Source organism: Pseudomonas sp. GW456-L13 (assembly GCF_017350115.1).
Classification (GTDB): domain Bacteria; phylum Pseudomonadota; class Gammaproteobacteria; order Pseudomonadales; family Pseudomonadaceae; genus Aquipseudomonas; species Aquipseudomonas jessenii.
Genome location: NZ_JACNAS010000002.1, coordinates 1,259,858 through 1,276,275 on the forward strand (window position 1 = coordinate 1,259,858; position 16,418 = coordinate 1,276,275).

The following is a 16,418-nucleotide window of genomic DNA, read 5'->3' on the forward strand; positions in this document are numbered from 1 at the left end:
AACCGGAGGGCGATGCCCCCGGATGAATGCCGGAGCGAAGGAACCCCGAGCCCTGGCGAGGGGCCGTACGTTCGGGGCGAGACTTTTTGGTTCCTTTTGTGTCGTTTGACAAAAGGGACTCGCCGTAAGGGCGAAACCGCCAGCTGCCGTTACCGCAGCAATGGATATGCCCCCCCAAAAAAAACCCGGACGAAGCCAATTTCCCAAGATGAAACCAGCCTCCAGCCCCTTGCTCCCCCGCCCACGCCGACTAACATCAAACAAAAGGAAAATATCTCCATCCCGCCCCTCAAGTTGAAGGACTCGACAACCGACACAGTACTAATAGGCTAACTCGCCAGGTCAACTGCAAATCGGCCAAGCAGCAGGCAAAATCCCCCAAGGATGATTGTCCCTTTGACTGCCATCACGGGATTGCCAATACTCATGGCAACTTGATGCTACCCGCACGGAACAAGGAATAACCCTTTGAAGCTGGAACTCAAGAACAGCTTGTCGGTGAAGTTGCTCCGGGTCGTACTCCTGTCGGCATTGATCGTCGGCGTGGTCTTGAGCTGCGCGCAGATTGTGTTCGATGCCTATAAAACACGTCAGGCCGTCGCCAGCGATGCCGAACGCATCCTCGACATGTTTCGCGACCCCTCGACCCAGGCCGTCTATAGCCTGGACCGGGAAATGGGCATGCAGGTGATCGAAGGCCTGTTTCAGGACGCCGCCGTGCGCAAGGCCTCCATCGGCCACCCCAACGAAGCCATGCTCGCGCAAAAAACCCGCGAATTGCAGCACTCCCACAGCCGCTGGCTGACCGACCTGATTCTTGGCAAGGAACGCACCTTTACCACCCAACTGGTCGGTCGCGGGCCCTACAGTGAGTATTACGGGGACCTGAGCATCACCCTCGATACCGCCACCTACGGCCAAGGGTTCATTGTCAGCTCGGTGATCATCTTCATTTCCGGCGTCCTGCGCGCACTCGCCATGGGACTGGTGTTGTACCTGGTCTACCACTGGCTGCTGACCAAGCCGCTGTCGCGGATCATCGAGCACCTCACGGAAATCAATCCGGATCGTCCCAGCGAACACAAGATTCCGCTGCTCAAGGGCCACGAGAACAACGAACTGGGCATCTGGATCAACACCGCCAACCAGTTGCTCGAATCCATCGAACGCAATACCCATCTGCGCCACGAAGCGGAAAACAGCCTGGTGCGCATGTCCCAGTACGATTTCCTGACGGGGCTGCCGAACCGGCAGCAATTGCAGCAGCAACTGGACAAGATCCTTATCGACGCCGGCAAATTGCAGCGCCGGGTCGCGGTGTTGTGTGTTGGCCTCGATGACTTCAAGGGCATCAACGAGCAGTTCAGCTACCAGACCGGCGACCAATTGCTGCTGGCCCTGGCCGATCGCCTGCGCGGTCATAGCGGTCGCCTGGGCGCCCTCGCCCGCCTCGGTGGCGACCAGTTCGCCCTGGTCCAGGCCGATATCGAGCAGCCCTACGAAGCCGCCGAGCTGGCGCAAAGCATTCTCGATGACCTGGAAGCGGCGTTTGCCCTCGATCATCAGGAGATCCGCCTGCGCGCTACCATCGGCATCACCCTGTTCCCCGAGGACGGCAACAGCACCGAGAAGTTGCTGCAAAAGGCCGAGCAGACCATGACGCTGGCCAAGACCCGTTCGCGCAACCGCTATCAGTTCTATATCGCCAGCGTCGATACCGAAATGCGTCGCCGCCGCGAACTGGAAAAAGACCTGCGCGATGCGCTGATCCGCAATCAGTTCTACCTCGTCTACCAGCCGCAGATCAGCTACCGCGACAACCGTGTGGTGGGCGTCGAAGCCCTGATTCGCTGGCAACACCCCGAGCACGGTATGGTGCCGCCGGACCTGTTCATCCCGCTGGCCGAACAGAACGGCACCATCATCGCCATCGGCGAATGGGTGCTGGACCAGGCCTGCAAACAACTACGCGAGTGGCATGACCAGGGCTTCTCCGACCTGCGCATGGCGGTGAACCTGTCTACGGTTCAATTGCACCACGCCGAACTGCCACGAGTGGTCAACAACCTGCTGCAGATGTACCGCCTGCCACCGCGCAGCCTGGAGCTGGAAGTCACCGAAACCGGCCTGATGGAAGACATCAGCACCGCGGCCCAGCACTTGCTCAGCCTGCGCCGCTCCGGCGCGCTGATCGCCATCGACGATTTCGGAACCGGCTATTCGTCCTTGAGCTATCTCAAGAGCCTGCCTCTGGACAAGATCAAGATCGACAAGAGCTTCGTCCAGGACCTGCTCGATGACGACGACGATGCGACCATCGTTCGCGCCATCATCCAGCTGGGCAAAAGCCTGGGCATGCAGGTGATTGCCGAGGGCGTGGAAACCGCCGAGCAAGAGGCCTACATCATTTCCGAAGGCTGCCACGAAGGTCAGGGCTATCACTACAGCAAACCGTTGCCGGCACGGGAACTGGGCGTTTACCTCAAGCAGGCCCAACGCAGCAATGCGGCTATTTTGTAACCCCCCCTGTAGGAGCGAGCTTGCTCGCGATGGTCGTGAACGATGACGCGGGCAGCCTGAAAAAACGCGTCGCCTTGAGGTCCTTCGCGAGCAAGCTCGCTCCTACAAGGCCGTGCGCCACGCCACGTGAATAAGAAATATTTACAGGCACAACCCTTTACACATAATGCGAAAGATTTGCATTATGTCGCAGTTTTGCGTGTGCATAGCACGACTCCACCCCTATCGAAGCAGGATGTTCGCCATGATTCGTATGCCTCTGGCTACCGCCAGTCTGTTGGCCATCGCTATTTCCCTCGCCGGTTGCGGCGAAGGTAAAGACCAAGAAAAAGCTGCCGCGCCTGCCGCCAGCACTGCGGCTGCCCCGGTTGCTCCAGCCACTGCGCCTGCCGCTGCCGGTAAAGTCGACGAAGCTGCCGCCAAAGCCGTTGTCGCCCATTACGCCGACATCGTTTTCGCCGTTTACAGCGATGCCGAATCCACCGCGAAGACCCTGCAAACCGCCGTAGACGCCTTCCTCGCCAAGCCGAACGCCGACACCCTCAAAGCCGCCAAGGCTGCCTGGGTTGCCGCTCGCGTGCCTTACCTGCAGAGCGAAGTGTTCCGTTTCGGCAACACCATCGTTGACGACTGGGAAGGTCAGCTGAACGCCTGGCCGCTGGACGAAGGCCTGATCGACTACGTCGACAAATCCTACGAACACGCCCTGGGCAACCCGGGTGCCACTGCCAACATCATCGCCAACACTCAAGTGCAGATCGGCGAAGACAAGGTTGATGTCAAAGACATCACCCCGGAAAAACTCGCCAGCCTGAACGAACTGGGCGGTTCCGAGGCCAACGTCGCCACCGGCTACCACGCCATCGAATTCCTGCTCTGGGGCCAGGACCTGAACGGCACCGGCCCTGGCGCCGGCAATCGTCCGGCTTCGGACTACCTGGAAGGCAAAGGCGCTACCGGCGGTCACAATGATCGTCGTCGTGCCTACCTGAAGTCCGTGACCCAGCTGCTGGTCAGCGATCTGGAAGAAATGGTCGGTAACTGGAAGCCGAACGTGGCCGACAACTACCGCGCCACCCTGGAAGCAGAACCGGCTGAAACCGGCCTGCGCAAAATGCTGTTCGGCATGGGCAGCCTGTCCCTGGGCGAACTGGCGGGCGAGCGCATGAAGGTTTCCCTGGAAGCCAACTCCCCGGAAGACGAACAGGATTGCTTCAGCGACAACACCCACAACTCGCACTTCTACGATGCCAAGGGCATTCGTAACGTGTACCTGGGTGAATACACTCGCGTCGATGGCACCAAAATGACCGGCGCCAGCCTGTCGTCCCTGGTGGCCAAAGCCGACCCGGCTGCCGACACCGCGCTCAAAGACGACCTGGCCGCCACTGAAGCCAAGCTTCAGGTCATGGTCGACCACGCCAACAAGGGCGAGCACTACGACCAGTTGATCGCTGCCGGCAACACCGCAGGCAACCAGATCGTCCGTGACGCTATCGCGTCCCTGGTCAAGCAGACCGGTTCGATCGAAGCCGCCGCTGGCAAACTGGGTATCGCCGACCTGAACCCGGACAACGCTGATCACGAATTCTGATCAACGCTGGCTGAGTGAAAAAGGCGACCTTCGGGTCGCCTTTTTCTTGTCTGCCCGGATGTGCCCCCCCCTGTAGGAGCGAGCTTGCTCGCGATGAATTTGAAGGCAACGCATTTTTCCAGTCAGCACGCGTCACCGTTCACGTCCATCGCGAGCAAGCTCGCTCCTACACAGGGGATCGTGGTTTGCAGATAGACTCTTGCCTCACATCAAGCAAACGATAATTCCTCTTATTCAAATTCCCATCCCCTGTTAGACTTTGCGCCCTTGTTTTGCTCGTCTTGCAGGATGTCTGATGCCCTCGCTGCCTCTTCGCTTGTCCGCACTGTTTCTGGCCCTGGGCCTGAGTGCCTGCGATGACGCCCCGAAATTCACCCGGGCCGAACCCGGTGAAGCCCGCTCCGGCGGCAGTGCGACGGTGCGCAAGACCGATCAGAACGCGTTTTCCATGCCCTCGGCAAACCTGCCGCCATCACGGCGTGTGGATTTCAGTGTCGGCAACAGCTTCTTCCGCAGCCCTTGGGTGATCGCCCCGTCGACGACGACAGCTCGCGATGGTCTCGGTCCACTGTTCAACACCAATGCCTGCCAGGGCTGCCACATCAAGGACGGCCGCGGCCATCCGCCGACGCCCGACGATGTGAACGCGGTGTCGATGCTGGTACGCCTGTCGATTCCCGACGCCCCGGCGTATGCCAAGGTCATCGAACAGCTCGGCGTGGTGCCGGAGCCCGTCTACGGCGGCCAGTTCCAGGACATGTCCGTACCCGGCGTGGCCCCCGAAGGCAAAGTGCGGGTCGATTACACCCCCGTGCCGGTGCGCTTCAAGGACGGCACCGAAGTCGAGTTACGCAAACCGAGCCTGAACATCACCCAGCTGGGTTACGGCCCGATGCACCCCGACACCCGTTTCTCGGGCCGCGTGGCGCCGCCAATGATTGGCCTGGGCCTGCTCGAAGCGATCCCCGAGGAGGCGATCCTGGCCAACGCCGAGGCACAGGCCAAGGCGAACAACGGCATCAACGGGCGACCGAACCGGGTCTGGGATGACGCTCTGCAAAAGACCGTTCTGGGACGATTTGGCTGGAAAGCCGGACAACCGAACCTCAATCAACAGAATGTCCACGCGTTCTCGGGAGATATGGGGCTCACAACCAGCCTTAGACCCCTTGATGACTGCACGGACGCGCAAACGGCCTGCAAACAGGCACCCAGTGGCAACGGCCCCGATGGCGAGCCGGAAGTCAGCGACAACATCCTGCGCCTGGTGCTGTTCTACAGCCGCAACCTTGCCGTACCGGCCCGCCGTGACGTCAACGCCCCTGAAGTGCTGGCCGGCAAGACCCTGTTTTATCAGGCCGGTTGCCAGTCCTGTCACACATCGAAATACACCACCGCCGCCAATGCCGCCGAACCTGAACTGGCCAATCAAGTGATTCGCCCGTACAGCGATCTGCTGCTGCATGACATGGGCGACGGCCTGGCCGACAACCGTAGCGAATTCCAGGCCAGCGGCCGCCAATGGCGCACCCCGCCGTTATGGGGCATCGGCCTGACACAGGCGGTCAGCGGCCACACCCAGTTCCTGCACGACGGCCGCGCCCGCAACCTGCTCGAAGCCGTGCTCTGGCATGGCGGCGAGGCGACTGCGGCGCAACAACAGGTTTTGTCTTTCAATGCCGAGCAACGCGCTGCGTTGCTGGCGTTCCTGAATTCCCTTTAACACGCATTCCACTCGCGGGAGCCCGACATGTTCCGTCCCAAACTGTTGTTCACCAGCCTTGCCGCCCTCGCCCTGGGCGCCTGCTCGCCCCAGGACCCGCAAGCGGTCACGTCGGCGGCCATTGCCAAGTCGGTGATCCTGCCGACCTACACCCGCTGGGTTGAGGCCGATCGTCAATTGGCGGTCAGCGCCCTCGCCTACTGCGAAGGCAAGGAAACCCTGGAAACAGCCCGTGCCGACTTCCTGCATGCGCAAAAAGCCTGGGCCGAGCTGCAACCGCTGCTGATCGGGCCTTTGGCCGAAGGCAACCGTTCGTGGCAAGTGCAGTTCTGGCCGGACAAGAAAAACCTGGTCGGCCGTCAGGTCGAGCAACTGGTCACCGCCCAGCCGCAAATCGATGCCGCCGCCCTGGCCAAGTCCAGCGTCGTGGTACAGGGGCTCTCGGCCTACGAATACATTCTGTTCGACAGCAAGCCCGACGTGGCCAACGCTGAGCAGAAGAGCAAATACTGCCCGCTGCTGATCGCCATCGGCGAACGCCAGAAGCAATTGGCCGAAGAAATTCTGCAAACCTGGAACAACACCGACGGCATGCTCGCGCAAATGAGCAAGTTCCCGAACCAGCGCTACGCGGACTCCCATGAGGCGATCGCCGATCTGTTGCGCGTGCAAGTCACCGCCATCGACACCCTGAAGAAGAAACTCGGCACGCCGATGGGCCGCCAAAGCAAGGGCGTGCCGCAACCGTTCCAGGCCGATGCATGGCGCAGCCAGGCGTCCCTGACCAGCCTCGAAGCCAGCCTCGCGGCCGCCAGGACCGTCTGGGAAGGTGTGGATAACAAAGGCCTGCGCGGCCTGTTGCCGAGCGAGCAGAAGCCGTTGGCCGACAAGATCGATGCAGCCTATGCCGCCTCGCTGAAGCTGTTCGCCGGCAACCAGCGCTCGCTGACCGACATGCTCAATGACGAGGCCGGCCGCCAGCAACTCAACGAGCTGTATGACAGCCTCAACGTCGTCCATCGCCTGCACGAGGCCGATCTGGCCAAGGCACTGGGCATCCAGCTGGGCTTCAACGCCAACGACGGTGACTGATGAGGGCCGGTTCCATGCTGCGACGCCAGGTTCTGACATTAGGTAGTTTGCTGCTGGGTGCAGTGACGCTGGGCGGCTGGAAGCTGTTCAAGCAAAAGGACAGGAGTCCGTTGTTGCTTTCGGCACGGGACGATACCGACGGCCAGCATTACGCCGTCGGTTACCGGCTCGATGGCACCCAAGTGTTCGCCACCCGGGTCGGCCAGCGTTGCCACGACATCATCAACCACCCGACACAGCCGATTGCGCTGTTCGTCGCTCGCCGTCCGGGCACCGAGAGCTACCTGATCGACCTGCGCGACGGCGCGCTCCTGCAAACCGTGGTGTCACAGCCGAACCGGCACTTCTACGGGCACGCGGTCATTCACCACAGCGGCGACTGGCTGTACGCCACGGAAAACGACACCTCCGATCCGGGGCGCGGCCTGCTCGGCGTGTATAAGTTCGAAGGCGAACGGCTGGTGCACAGTGGTGAGATTTCCACCCACGGCCTCGGTCCGCATCAGGTGTCGTGGATGCCCGATGGCGAAACCCTGGTGGTGGCCAACGGCGGGATTCGCACCGAGGCCGAAAGCCGGGTGGAGATGAACCTCAGCGCCATGGAACCGAGCCTGGTCCTGATGCACCGCGACGGCACCCTGCTGAGCAAGGAAACCCTCGCCCAGCAGATGAACAGCGTGCGTCATCTGGCCATCGCCAGCGACGGCACCATCGTCGCCAGCCAGCAGTTCATGGGTGCGGCCCACGAGTCGTCGGAGTTGCTGGCGATCAAGCGCCCCGGTCAGCCCTTCGTCGCGTTCCCGGTACCCGAGCACCAGTTGCAGGCCATGGGACACTACACCGCCAGCGTCGCAATACACAGCGACTTGCGCCTGGTGGCGTTGACCGCACCGCGGGGCAACCGCTTTTTCATCTGGGACCTGGACAGCGGTGAAGTACGCCTGGACGCGCCACTGCCCGATTGCGCCGGGGTCGGTGCCGTGGCCGATGGTTTTGTCGTGACCTCGGGACAGGGGCGCTGCCGCTACTACGATTGCCGCCAGACAAACCTCGTTGCAAAACCGCTGGAGCTACCCGCAGGGCTCTGGGACAACCATCTGCATCTGATGGCCTGAATCATTGAAAAGATCGCCGGCCTGGGCCGCACCTGCATCGGGATGACGTACACCCCGCAGGCGAGAACCGAGACGGCGAATCTTTTCAGGCTTTCCCCCCTCTAATACCTCACAACCTGTAAAAACGGCAGTTGGATTTACCCTCTACACTCGCGGTAATGTTCCCTGCTGTCTCACCTGATTTTCTCCAAGGAACTGGAATATGCTGCGTCGCCGCATGCTGATCATGTTGGGTGTGGTTCTATTGATTGTGCTGGCCCTGGCTGCGTACAAAGCCTTCTCGATCTATACGATGGTTCAAGGCTTCTCTGTGCCCAGACCGGCCGTCAGCGTTGCCGTGGCCACCGCCACCGAGCGCCCATGGCAAGCCCGCCTGCCTACCGTTGGCACGCTCAAGGCATTGCAGGGGGTGGACCTGAGCCTGGAGACCGATGGCACCGTCATCGATCTCCAGTTCGAGTCGGGGCAGAAGGTCAAGGCCGGCCAACCACTCCTGCGCCTCGACAGCGCCGTTGAAAGTGCCCTGCTGGAAACTGCTCTGGCCGACCTCGGGTTGGCACAGCTTGATTACGGTCGCGGTAGCCAACTGGTCGGCAGCCAGGCCATTTCCAAAGGCGAATTCGACCGACTTTCGGCGGTGCTGAAAAAGAGCAAGGCCACGGTCAATCAACTCAAGGCTGCGCTCGGCAAAAAAAGCATCATCGCGCCGTTCAGCGGCACCATTGGCATTCGTCAGGTGGACGTTGGCGACTACATGGCCAGTGGCACCATGATCGCCACCCTGCAAGACCTCAGTAGCCTGTATGTCGACTTTTTTGTGCCCGAGCAGTCGGTGCCGAAGATTGCGCTCGGCCAGCCAGTGCAGGTCATTGTCGCGGCGTATCCGACCGTGGAGTACCCCGGCACCATCAGTGCAATCAACCCTAAAATCGAGAACAGCACCCGTAACGTGCAGGTCCGCGCCACCCTGGCCAACCCCGACGGCAAGTTGATGCCAGGCATGTTCGCCAGCCTCCAGGTGCTCCTGCCCGACCCGCAACCGCGCATCGTGGTGCCGGAAAGCGCGATTACCTACACGCTCTACGGCAACTCGGTGTATGTGGCCGTACCAAAGAAAGCCGAGGATGGCAGCCTGGTAAAGGACGACAAGGGCCAACCGGTGCTGATCGCCGAACGGCGGTTTGTCGAGACCGGCGAACGCCGCGATGGGCAAGTGATGATCACCAAAGGCGTGCAGAGCGGCGAGAAAGTGGTGACCGCCGGCCAGCTCAAACTGGATAACGGCTCACGCATTGCCATCAGCGACGACAAGACCCTGGCCGGGCAGAACAGCCAGCCACGCGCGGACTGATCAAGGAATTCCCATGGCTTTTACCGACCCGTTCATCCGCCGTCCGGTTCTCGCTACCGTGGTCAGTCTGTTGATTGTACTGCTGGGCTTTCAGGCCTGGAGCAAGCTGCCGCTACGCCAGTACCCGCAAATGGAAAACGCCCTGATCACGGTGACCACCGCCTACCCCGGGGCCAACGCCGAGACCATCCAGGGCTACATCACCCAACCGATGCAGCAAAGCCTGGCCAGCGCCGAGGGCATCGACTACATGACCTCGGTCAGTCGCCAGAATTTCTCGGTGATCTCGATCTACGCGCGCGTCGGCGCCAATAGCGACCGTCTGTTTACCGAACTGCTGGCCAAGGCCAACGAGGTCAAGAACCAGCTGCCCCAGGACGCTGAAGACCCGGTGCTGAGCAAAGAATCGGCCGATGCGTCAGTGCTGATGTACATCAGCTACTTCAGCAAGGAGTTGAGCAACCCGCAGATTACCGATTACCTGTCACGGGTGATCCAGCCCAAGCTGGCGACCTTGCCCGGCATGGCCGAAGCCGAGATCCTCGGTAACCAGGTATTTGCCATGCGCCTGTGGCTGGACCCGATGAAGCTGGCGGGTTTCGGCCTCAGTGCCAGCGATGTGACCAATGCGGTGCGCCAGTACAACTTCCTCTCTGCCGCAGGCGAAGTGAAGGGCGAATACGTGGTCACCAGCATCAACGCCAATACCGAACTCAAGTCCGCCGAAGCCTTCGGGACGATTCCGCTCAAGGTCGATGGCGACAGCCGAGTGTTGCTGCGGGATGTGGCGCGCGTGGAAATGGGTGCGGAGAACTACGACTCCATCAGCTCGTTCGGTGGCACCCCGTCGGTGTACATCGGCATCAAGGCGACGCCCGGCGCCAACCCGCTGGAAGTGATCAAGGAAGTGCGCAAGATCATGCCGGACCTGGAGGCCCAGCTACCGCCGAACCTGAACGGTGAAATCGCCTACGACGCCACTCTGTTCATCCAGGCCTCGATCGACGAAGTGGTGAAGACCCTGTTCGAAGCGGTGCTGATCGTGATTGTGGTGGTGTTCCTGTTCCTCGGTGCCCTGCGCTCGGTGGTGATCCCGGTGGTGACCATCCCGCTGTCGATGATCGGCGTCATGTTCTTCATGCAGATGATGGGGTACTCGATCAACCTGCTCACCCTGCTGGCGATGGTATTGGCCATCGGCCTGGTGGTGGACGATGCCATCGTGGTGGTGGAAAACATTCACCGTCACATCGAGGAAGGCAAGACACCGCTCGAGGCCGCCATTGAAGGCGCCCGGGAAATCGCCATGCCGGTGGTTTCGATGACTATCACCCTGGCGGCGGTGTACGCACCGATCGGTTTCCTGACCGGCCTGACCGGGGCGCTGTTCAAGGAGTTCGCCCTGACCCTGGCCGGCGCGGTGGTGATTTCCGGTATCGTCGCCCTGACCCTGTCGCCGATGATGTGTGCGTTTCTGCTGCGTCACGACGAGAACCCCAGCGGCCTGGCCCATCGCTTGGACATGATTTTCGAACGCCTCAAGCGCCGCTACCAGAGCCTGCTTCATGGCACCCTCAACACCCGGCCGGTGGTGCTGGTGTTCGCCGTGATCGTGTTGTGCCTGATTCCGGTCCTTCTCAACTTCACCAAATCGGAACTGGCGCCGGATGAGGACCAGGGCATCATTTTCATGATTGCCAACGCCCCGCAACCGACCAACCTCGACTACCTGAACACCTACACCGACGAGTTCGTCTCGATCTTCAAGGCGTTTCCCGAGTACTACTCGTCGTTCCAGATCAACGGTTTCAACGGCGTGCAATCGGGCATCGGCGGTTTCCTGCTCAAGCCATGGGACGATCGCAGTCGAACTCAAATGGCGATCCTGCCCGAGGTGCAGGCCAAACTGGAAAAGATCCCGGGGCTGCAGATCTTCGGCTTCAACCTGCCGTCGCTGCCGGGCACCGGCGAAGGCGTGCCGTTCCAGTTCGTCATCAACTCCGCCAACGATTACGAATTGCTGCTGCAGGTGGTCGACCGGGTAAAAAAACGTGCGAAGGAATCCGGCAAGTTTGCGTTTGTCCACGTTGACCTGGCCTTCGACAAGCCGGAAGTGGTGGTGGATATCGACCGTGCCAAGGCTGCGCAGATGGGGGTTTCCATGCAGGACCTGGGGGGGACTCTGGCGACCCTGCTGGGTGAAGGCGAGATCAACCGATTCACCATTGAAGGTCGCAGCTACAAGGTCATTGCCCAGGTCGAGCGGCCGTTCCGTGACAATCCGGACTGGCTGAACAATTACTACGTGAAAAACACCAAGGGTGAACTGTTGGCGTTGTCGACCCTGATCACCGTCACCGACCGTGCCCGACCGAGACAGCTGAACCAGTTCCAGCAACTCAACTCGGCCATCCTGTCCGGCGTGCCGCTGGTGAGCATGGGGGAAGCCATCGACCTCGTGCGCCAGATCGCCCGGGAAGAGGCACCCGCCGGTTTTGCCTTCGACTACGCTGGCGCATCGAGGCAGTACGTTCAGGAAGGCAGTGCCCTGTGGGTCACCTTTGCCCTGGCGCTGGCGATCATTTTCCTGGTGCTGGCGGCCCAGTTCGAAAGCTTCCGCGACCCGCTGGTGATCCTGGTCACCGTGCCCCTGTCTATCTGCGGTGCATTGATTCCGCTGTTCCTGGGCTGGTCGAGCATGAACATCTATACCCAGGTCGGGCTGGTGACCTTGATCGGGCTGATCAGCAAACACGGCATTCTGATCGTCGAGTTCGCCAACCAGTTACGCAAGGACAAGGGCCTGAGCGCACGGGAAGCGGTGGAGGAAGCGGCGGCCATCCGGCTGCGTCCGGTCTTGATGACCACGGCGGCAATGGTGTTCGGCATGGTGCCATTGATCATCGCCAGCGGTGCTGGCGCGGTCAGCCGGTTCGACATCGGCACGGTCATCGCGACCGGTATGTCGATCGGTACGTTGTTCACCCTGTTTGTGTTGCCCTGCGTCTACACCTTGCTGGCCAAGCCGGATAAGCGCTGAAACAGATGTATCTGCAGGCTCGCTCCCACATCGAATTTTGTTGAGTTGAAAGTCAGGGCAATAAAAAAGGCCTCGCATCAGCGAGGCCTTTCATTTTGGCTTCAATCGGTTCAACTCTGCGGCCTCAATCCCTGAGAAAGTCCGAACATGAACAGCAACAAGTCATGATCGGGTCGAGTGGCCACGGATGCCTTGGCAATCCGAGGCAACGGACAATGTTCTTCTGCGTTTATCGAGCTGAGAACCTGGGGGCGTGGTTGCTCCCAGGTTGCCATCGCGATCGATGCAACTGCCAAGGCTCCTACCAGAAACAAACCTCGTGCAATTTCGAGTTTCATCGCTATAAACCCTTGATAGCGCTGCCAAACGCCGTCTCATAAAAGTAGATGAGTTTTTCCCAGTCTGCGTCGCTGAACGACGAGTGGCGACGCAATTGCTTCATGTCATGGACAGCTGCGCGATGGGCCGTCAAACGCTGCCGGCATTTCTCCAGATCGATCAGTGCCACTTCGACCTTGGCCGTCTCGCCCTCACCGGTCACGCGAACGAATACGTGCTTGTCGTAAATACATCCGTGCTGCCAGCGGCCCTTGTGCATGCGAGCCAGGTTTTCAGCCAGGTCCTTGAGCACTCGTTCGTTTATGGCTTCACCATGACGCTCGCGACCGCCACCGGCGTACCAGCGATCGATTTCCTCGAAGCCGTCCAGCGACTTGGTGACCAGCAAGGCACGCCACTTGTGCACAGGATCGCGCTGTGCGCCACAGAAAACGATTTCCGGAACCCGTACGCCAAGCGCGGTCACACCGGTGAGCGCAGCATGCTCACGCATGACCGTCGGCCGCCCGAAAGGGTGCTGCAAGCTACGATGGATATGCCCGGTCTGGCGCTTGACGTAGAGCAGTTGACCATCACTGCCCATCAGGCGTTGAACGCCGCTTTCCCCGCCGCGACGGACGTTGGGTTCTTCTACCCATTCACCGCGCTGATTCCAAAAGTAATCGAAGCGGTCCTGGGGAACGACTTCCGTTTCTGCTGCACACTGCACTGCCATCCTGTTACCTCTTGCGTAATACGTAAACTCGCCACATGGCATAGAGCGGCAAAAAGTCCAGTTGTTCCTGGATTCGGAAACCCGCCTGCTCAAATTCCTTCTCTACGGTAGCGGCCGGTAACACAAACCGGTTTTGGTAACCTTCCTGCCCACGGGTTTTCTCCGAACGCTTGCGTTTCCAGGCCTTGAAGTTGCCATCGACCCACAGCGAAAGGATCACGCTGTCGCGGGAAACCCGCTCGAACTCACGCAAAATAGCCATGCGATGCTTGGCTTCACCGATGTGGTGGAGCAAACGCATGCAAAAAATGCTGTCGACGGCGTTGTCCGGCAAGGCGATGTCGAATACAGATGTGTGCAAGGGTTGTACCCGCTTCACCACATCGGCAGGTTGCGCCTGGGTTGCGACCTTCAGCATGGACGGCGAGTTATCGGCACCGATGATCACTCGGTTGGATTTTTCCGCCAACAAGGGCCAAAAACGCCCTGCACCACAAGGCAAATCGAGGACCAGACCAGGCTCGCCAACCAGGGCCAGTGCCTTGCGCGCCAGTTGTTCGTCACGCCAGTGGGACAATCGACGGCCGAGACCTTCCTGGTGTTTGCGCAAATAGCGTTGCGCGTGTTGATCGTCGTACTTTTCGGAAAAATCGAGCTTGATCGGGCCGTCCATCATCAGGTCTCCTGAACTTCTGATAGCAGCTACCTTAGATTTTGTAGTGTCGGCGTCTGGTCATCCATTTGTGAAAATATCGTTATGGGAAAACCTGAAATATTACAGGGTTTTACGGAGTTGACAGGGTTTGCTGGACGCCTGACTTAACAGATCAAGTTCGGGACAGCTCCACCTGAAAACGGCAGCCACTGGGCTCCATCGTAGTCAGGCTGACGCTCCAGCCCTGGTTTTCACAAATCCGCTGCACCAGTGAAAGCCCCAGGCCCAAGCCTTCCCCGCGTTTTTCAGTGCCCCGAACGAAGGGTTCGAACATCGCCTCGCGTTTTTCTTCGGGAATGCCCACACCGCTGTCTTCGACCAGAAATCCCGTGCCCGTCAGGCTCAGGCGGATGAAGCCCCGTTCTGTGTAGTGCAAGGCGTTGCGCAGCAAGTTACCCATCACCGCGTGCAGGAGCGTCGCATTGTAGCCCTTGGCCTCAGGGTTGCCCGGTTCGAAGATCAGTTTCAACCCTTTGCTTTCAATGGGGCCGCGCCACAGACCGACCAGGCCCTCGGCTACCTGGCCCAGGGGCTGCTGCGGCGACATGCTGTTGTCTTCGCGCTTGGCGCGGGCCAGCATCAGGAAGGTTTGCACCAGCTCACGCATTTCTTCACATGCCCGGGCAATGCGCTCGACCTGAGCGCGACCGCGCTGATCGAGACCTGGGTTTTCCAGCAACAACTCGCAGGAACTGGCCAGGATCATCAGGGGCGTACGCAATTCGTGGCTGACGTCGCTGGTGAACAAACGCTCGCGGGTCAGGGCCTGACGCAAGCGCCCGAGGGTGGCGTCGAAGGCCACGGCCAGCTCGCCCACTTCGTCGGCGGCATAATCCGGAGCCAAGGGAGGAGCCAAACCCAGCAGTTGATCGCGATGGCGCACCTGGCGGGCCAGCCGTACCACCGGCGCCATGACCTTGCGTGCCAGCACCCAGCCGAGAAATACAGCCAGTGCCAGGCTCAGTACGAAACCCACCAGCACCACGGCAAACAGCACCCGCTCGCGCTCTTCAAAATCGCTCTGGTCCTGCAACAGCACGTAACGTCGGCCGTCGACGATTTCGACCATGGCGTGGTACGACAGGTTTTCGCGGAACACTTCGTGGAAACCCGGCTCCAGATGCCGCAAATCCTTGGGCAAATTGAAATCGCCAGGCCCGTTGCTGAAGTAGAACAATTGGTCCGGTTCGGGGCGGTGGCTCCAGTCCGTGACATTGTCCATCAGCAACAGGCGCTGCAAATCGCCGCCCAGACCGGCCGAAATCAGTTTTTCCTCCACCAGGTGCACGGTCGCCACGATGCCCATGGCAAAGGCACCCGCCACCAGTGCGCTCATCAGCGCAAAGGCAATGATGATGCGTTGAGCAAGGCTCTGCTTAAACTCCATCACGGCCCTCGGCCAGGCGATACCCCACACCGTGCACGGTTTGCAGTAATGGTTTGGCGAACGGCTTGTCGATCACCTGGCGCAGTTGGTGGACATGACTGCGCAGGCTGTCGCTGTCCGGGCAGTCGTCGCCCCAGAGCGCTTCTTCAAGAATTTCACGGCGCAACACATGAGGGCTTTTCTGCATCAACACGGCCAGCAACTTCAGGCCGACCGGGTTGAGTTTCAGCAACCGGCCTTCGCGAGTGACTTCCAGTGTGTCGAGGTCGTAGCTCAGGTCGCCGACCTGCAAGGTCCGCCGCCCGCCGCCCTGGGTTCGGCGCATGACCGCTTCGATCCGCGCCGCCAGCTCAGACAGGGCGAACGGTTTAATCAGATAGTCATCGGCGCCGGACTTGAAGCCCTGCAGACGGTCATCCAGTTGATCGCGGGCCGTGAGCATGATCACCGGCGTTTCGCGGCGAGCATCCTCGCGCAGGCGCTTGCACAGGGTGTAGCCATCGATGCCGGGCAACATGATATCGAGCACGATCAAATCGTAGTGCTCGGTGGCCGCCAGATGCAGGCCCGACAGACCATCCTGAGCGCAATCGACGGTATAGCCTTTGAGCCCCAGGTAATCGGCCAGGTTGGCCAGGATATCGCGGTTGTCTTCAACCAATAGAATTCGCATGGGTATCTCTCCGTCCACAGTAACGGCCGTCGTGGCCCGCGCAGCTTAAGGCGAAGTTCCGCTCAGGGCTAGGACTGAGTGAAGCGCAAAAGCGCGGAAATTGACCGATTACAGCCTTAACGAGTTTTTCACCGGCGATTCACACGCTGGCGAC

12 protein-coding genes are annotated in these 16,418 nt (G+C 60.3%); 7 read left to right on the top strand and 5 right to left on the bottom strand.

The genetic code is table 11. The annotated features are described in order from the left end of the window. Positions 1-468 precede the first annotated feature (468 nt). The 7 genes from J4D25_RS19805 (at position 469) to J4D25_RS19835 (ending at position 12,435) form a co-directional block, all read left to right on the top strand. A complete protein-coding gene (locus J4D25_RS19805) occupies positions 469-2,520 on the top strand; it encodes a bifunctional diguanylate cyclase/phosphodiesterase (protein ID WP_057713458.1) in 2,052 nt (683 codons plus the stop codon). A gap of 244 nt (positions 2,521-2,764) precedes the next feature. Beyond that, positions 2,765-4,114 carry an imelysin family protein gene (locus tag J4D25_RS19810; RefSeq protein WP_057713457.1) on the top strand — a complete coding sequence of 450 codons (1,350 nt, stop codon included), beginning with the start codon at positions 2,765-2,767 and terminating at the stop codon, positions 4,112-4,114. 295 nt (positions 4,115-4,409) lie between these two features. Then, on the top strand, positions 4,410-5,837 hold the full coding sequence (locus J4D25_RS19815; RefSeq protein WP_057713456.1) for a di-heme oxidoredictase family protein: 1,428 nt from the start codon (positions 4,410-4,412) through the stop codon (positions 5,835-5,837). A 27-nt stretch (positions 5,838-5,864) separates the two neighbouring features. Next, positions 5,865-6,929: an imelysin family protein gene (locus tag J4D25_RS19820; protein WP_057713455.1), complete on the top strand. Its 1,065-nt coding sequence runs from the start codon at positions 5,865-5,867 to the stop codon at positions 6,927-6,929. Positions 6,930-6,943: 14 nt separating this feature from the next. After that, positions 6,944-8,044, top strand: coding sequence for a DUF1513 domain-containing protein (locus J4D25_RS19825; protein ID WP_057716568.1), 1,101 nt, complete (start codon positions 6,944-6,946; stop codon positions 8,042-8,044). 202 nt (positions 8,045-8,246) lie between these two features. Next, on the top strand, positions 8,247-9,395 hold the full coding sequence (locus tag J4D25_RS19830) for an efflux RND transporter periplasmic adaptor subunit (RefSeq protein WP_057713454.1): 1,149 nt from the start codon (positions 8,247-8,249) through the stop codon (positions 9,393-9,395). Between the two features lie 13 nt (positions 9,396-9,408). Continuing rightward, positions 9,409-12,435 carry a multidrug efflux RND transporter permease subunit gene (locus J4D25_RS19835; RefSeq protein ID WP_057713453.1) on the top strand — a complete coding sequence of 1,009 codons (3,027 nt, stop codon included), beginning with the start codon at positions 9,409-9,411 and terminating at the stop codon, positions 12,433-12,435. 110 nt (positions 12,436-12,545) lie between these two features. Here J4D25_RS19835 and J4D25_RS27085 read toward each other — a convergent pair whose 3' ends face one another. The 5 genes from J4D25_RS27085 to colR all read right to left on the bottom strand — a co-directional run bounded on the left by J4D25_RS27085 (position 12,546) and on the right by colR (position 16,264). Beyond that, positions 12,546-12,773 (bottom strand): hypothetical protein, encoded by a 228-nt coding sequence (locus J4D25_RS27085; protein WP_079246712.1) that lies wholly within the window; start codon positions 12,771-12,773, stop codon positions 12,546-12,548. A gap of 2 nt (positions 12,774-12,775) precedes the next feature. Continuing rightward, positions 12,776-13,489: a lipopolysaccharide kinase InaA family protein gene (locus J4D25_RS19840; RefSeq protein WP_057713452.1), complete on the bottom strand. Its 714-nt coding sequence runs from the start codon at positions 13,487-13,489 to the stop codon at positions 12,776-12,778. 4 nt (positions 13,490-13,493) lie between these two features. Then, positions 13,494-14,162 carry a class I SAM-dependent methyltransferase gene (locus J4D25_RS19845; protein ID WP_057716567.1) on the bottom strand — a complete coding sequence of 223 codons (669 nt, stop codon included), beginning with the start codon at positions 14,160-14,162 and terminating at the stop codon, positions 13,494-13,496. A gap of 154 nt (positions 14,163-14,316) precedes the next feature. Then, positions 14,317-15,591 (bottom strand): HAMP domain-containing sensor histidine kinase, encoded by a 1,275-nt coding sequence (locus J4D25_RS19850; protein ID WP_057713451.1) that lies wholly within the window; start codon positions 15,589-15,591, stop codon positions 14,317-14,319. Continuing rightward, positions 15,581-16,264, bottom strand: a complete 684-nt coding sequence (gene colR / locus J4D25_RS19855; protein WP_007985839.1) for a two-component system response regulator ColR — start codon at positions 16,262-16,264, stop codon at positions 15,581-15,583. Before colR ends, J4D25_RS19850 begins: the two co-directional genes overlap by 11 nt. Positions 16,265-16,418: the final 154 nt, after the last annotated feature.

Excerpts from the sequence above, each read along its gene's own strand:
- J4D25_RS19830 (WP_057713454.1), top strand. The coding sequence starts at position 8,247 with ATGCTGCGTCGCCGCATGCTGATCATGTTGGGTGTGGTTCTATTGATT.
- J4D25_RS19845 (WP_057716567.1), bottom strand. The coding sequence starts at position 14,162 with ATGGACGGCCCGATCAAGCTCGATTTTTCCGAAAAGTACGACGATCAA.
- colR (WP_007985839.1), bottom strand. The coding sequence starts at position 16,264 with ATGCGAATTCTATTGGTTGAAGACAACCGCGATATCCTGGCCAACCTG.
- J4D25_RS19850 (WP_057713451.1), bottom strand. The coding sequence starts at position 15,591 with ATGGAGTTTAAGCAGAGCCTTGCTCAACGCATCATCATTGCCTTTGCG.
- J4D25_RS19835 (WP_057713453.1), top strand. The coding sequence starts at position 9,409 with ATGGCTTTTACCGACCCGTTCATCCGCCGTCCGGTTCTCGCTACCGTG.
- J4D25_RS19840 (WP_057713452.1), bottom strand. The coding sequence starts at position 13,489 with ATGGCAGTGCAGTGTGCAGCAGAAACGGAAGTCGTTCCCCAGGACCGC.
- J4D25_RS19815 (WP_057713456.1), top strand. The coding sequence starts at position 4,410 with ATGCCCTCGCTGCCTCTTCGCTTGTCCGCACTGTTTCTGGCCCTGGGC.
- J4D25_RS19810 (WP_057713457.1), top strand. The coding sequence starts at position 2,765 with ATGATTCGTATGCCTCTGGCTACCGCCAGTCTGTTGGCCATCGCTATT.
- J4D25_RS19825 (WP_057716568.1), top strand. The coding sequence starts at position 6,944 with ATGCTGCGACGCCAGGTTCTGACATTAGGTAGTTTGCTGCTGGGTGCA.
- J4D25_RS27085 (WP_079246712.1), bottom strand. The coding sequence starts at position 12,773 with ATGAAACTCGAAATTGCACGAGGTTTGTTTCTGGTAGGAGCCTTGGCA.
- J4D25_RS19820 (WP_057713455.1), top strand. The coding sequence starts at position 5,865 with ATGTTCCGTCCCAAACTGTTGTTCACCAGCCTTGCCGCCCTCGCCCTG.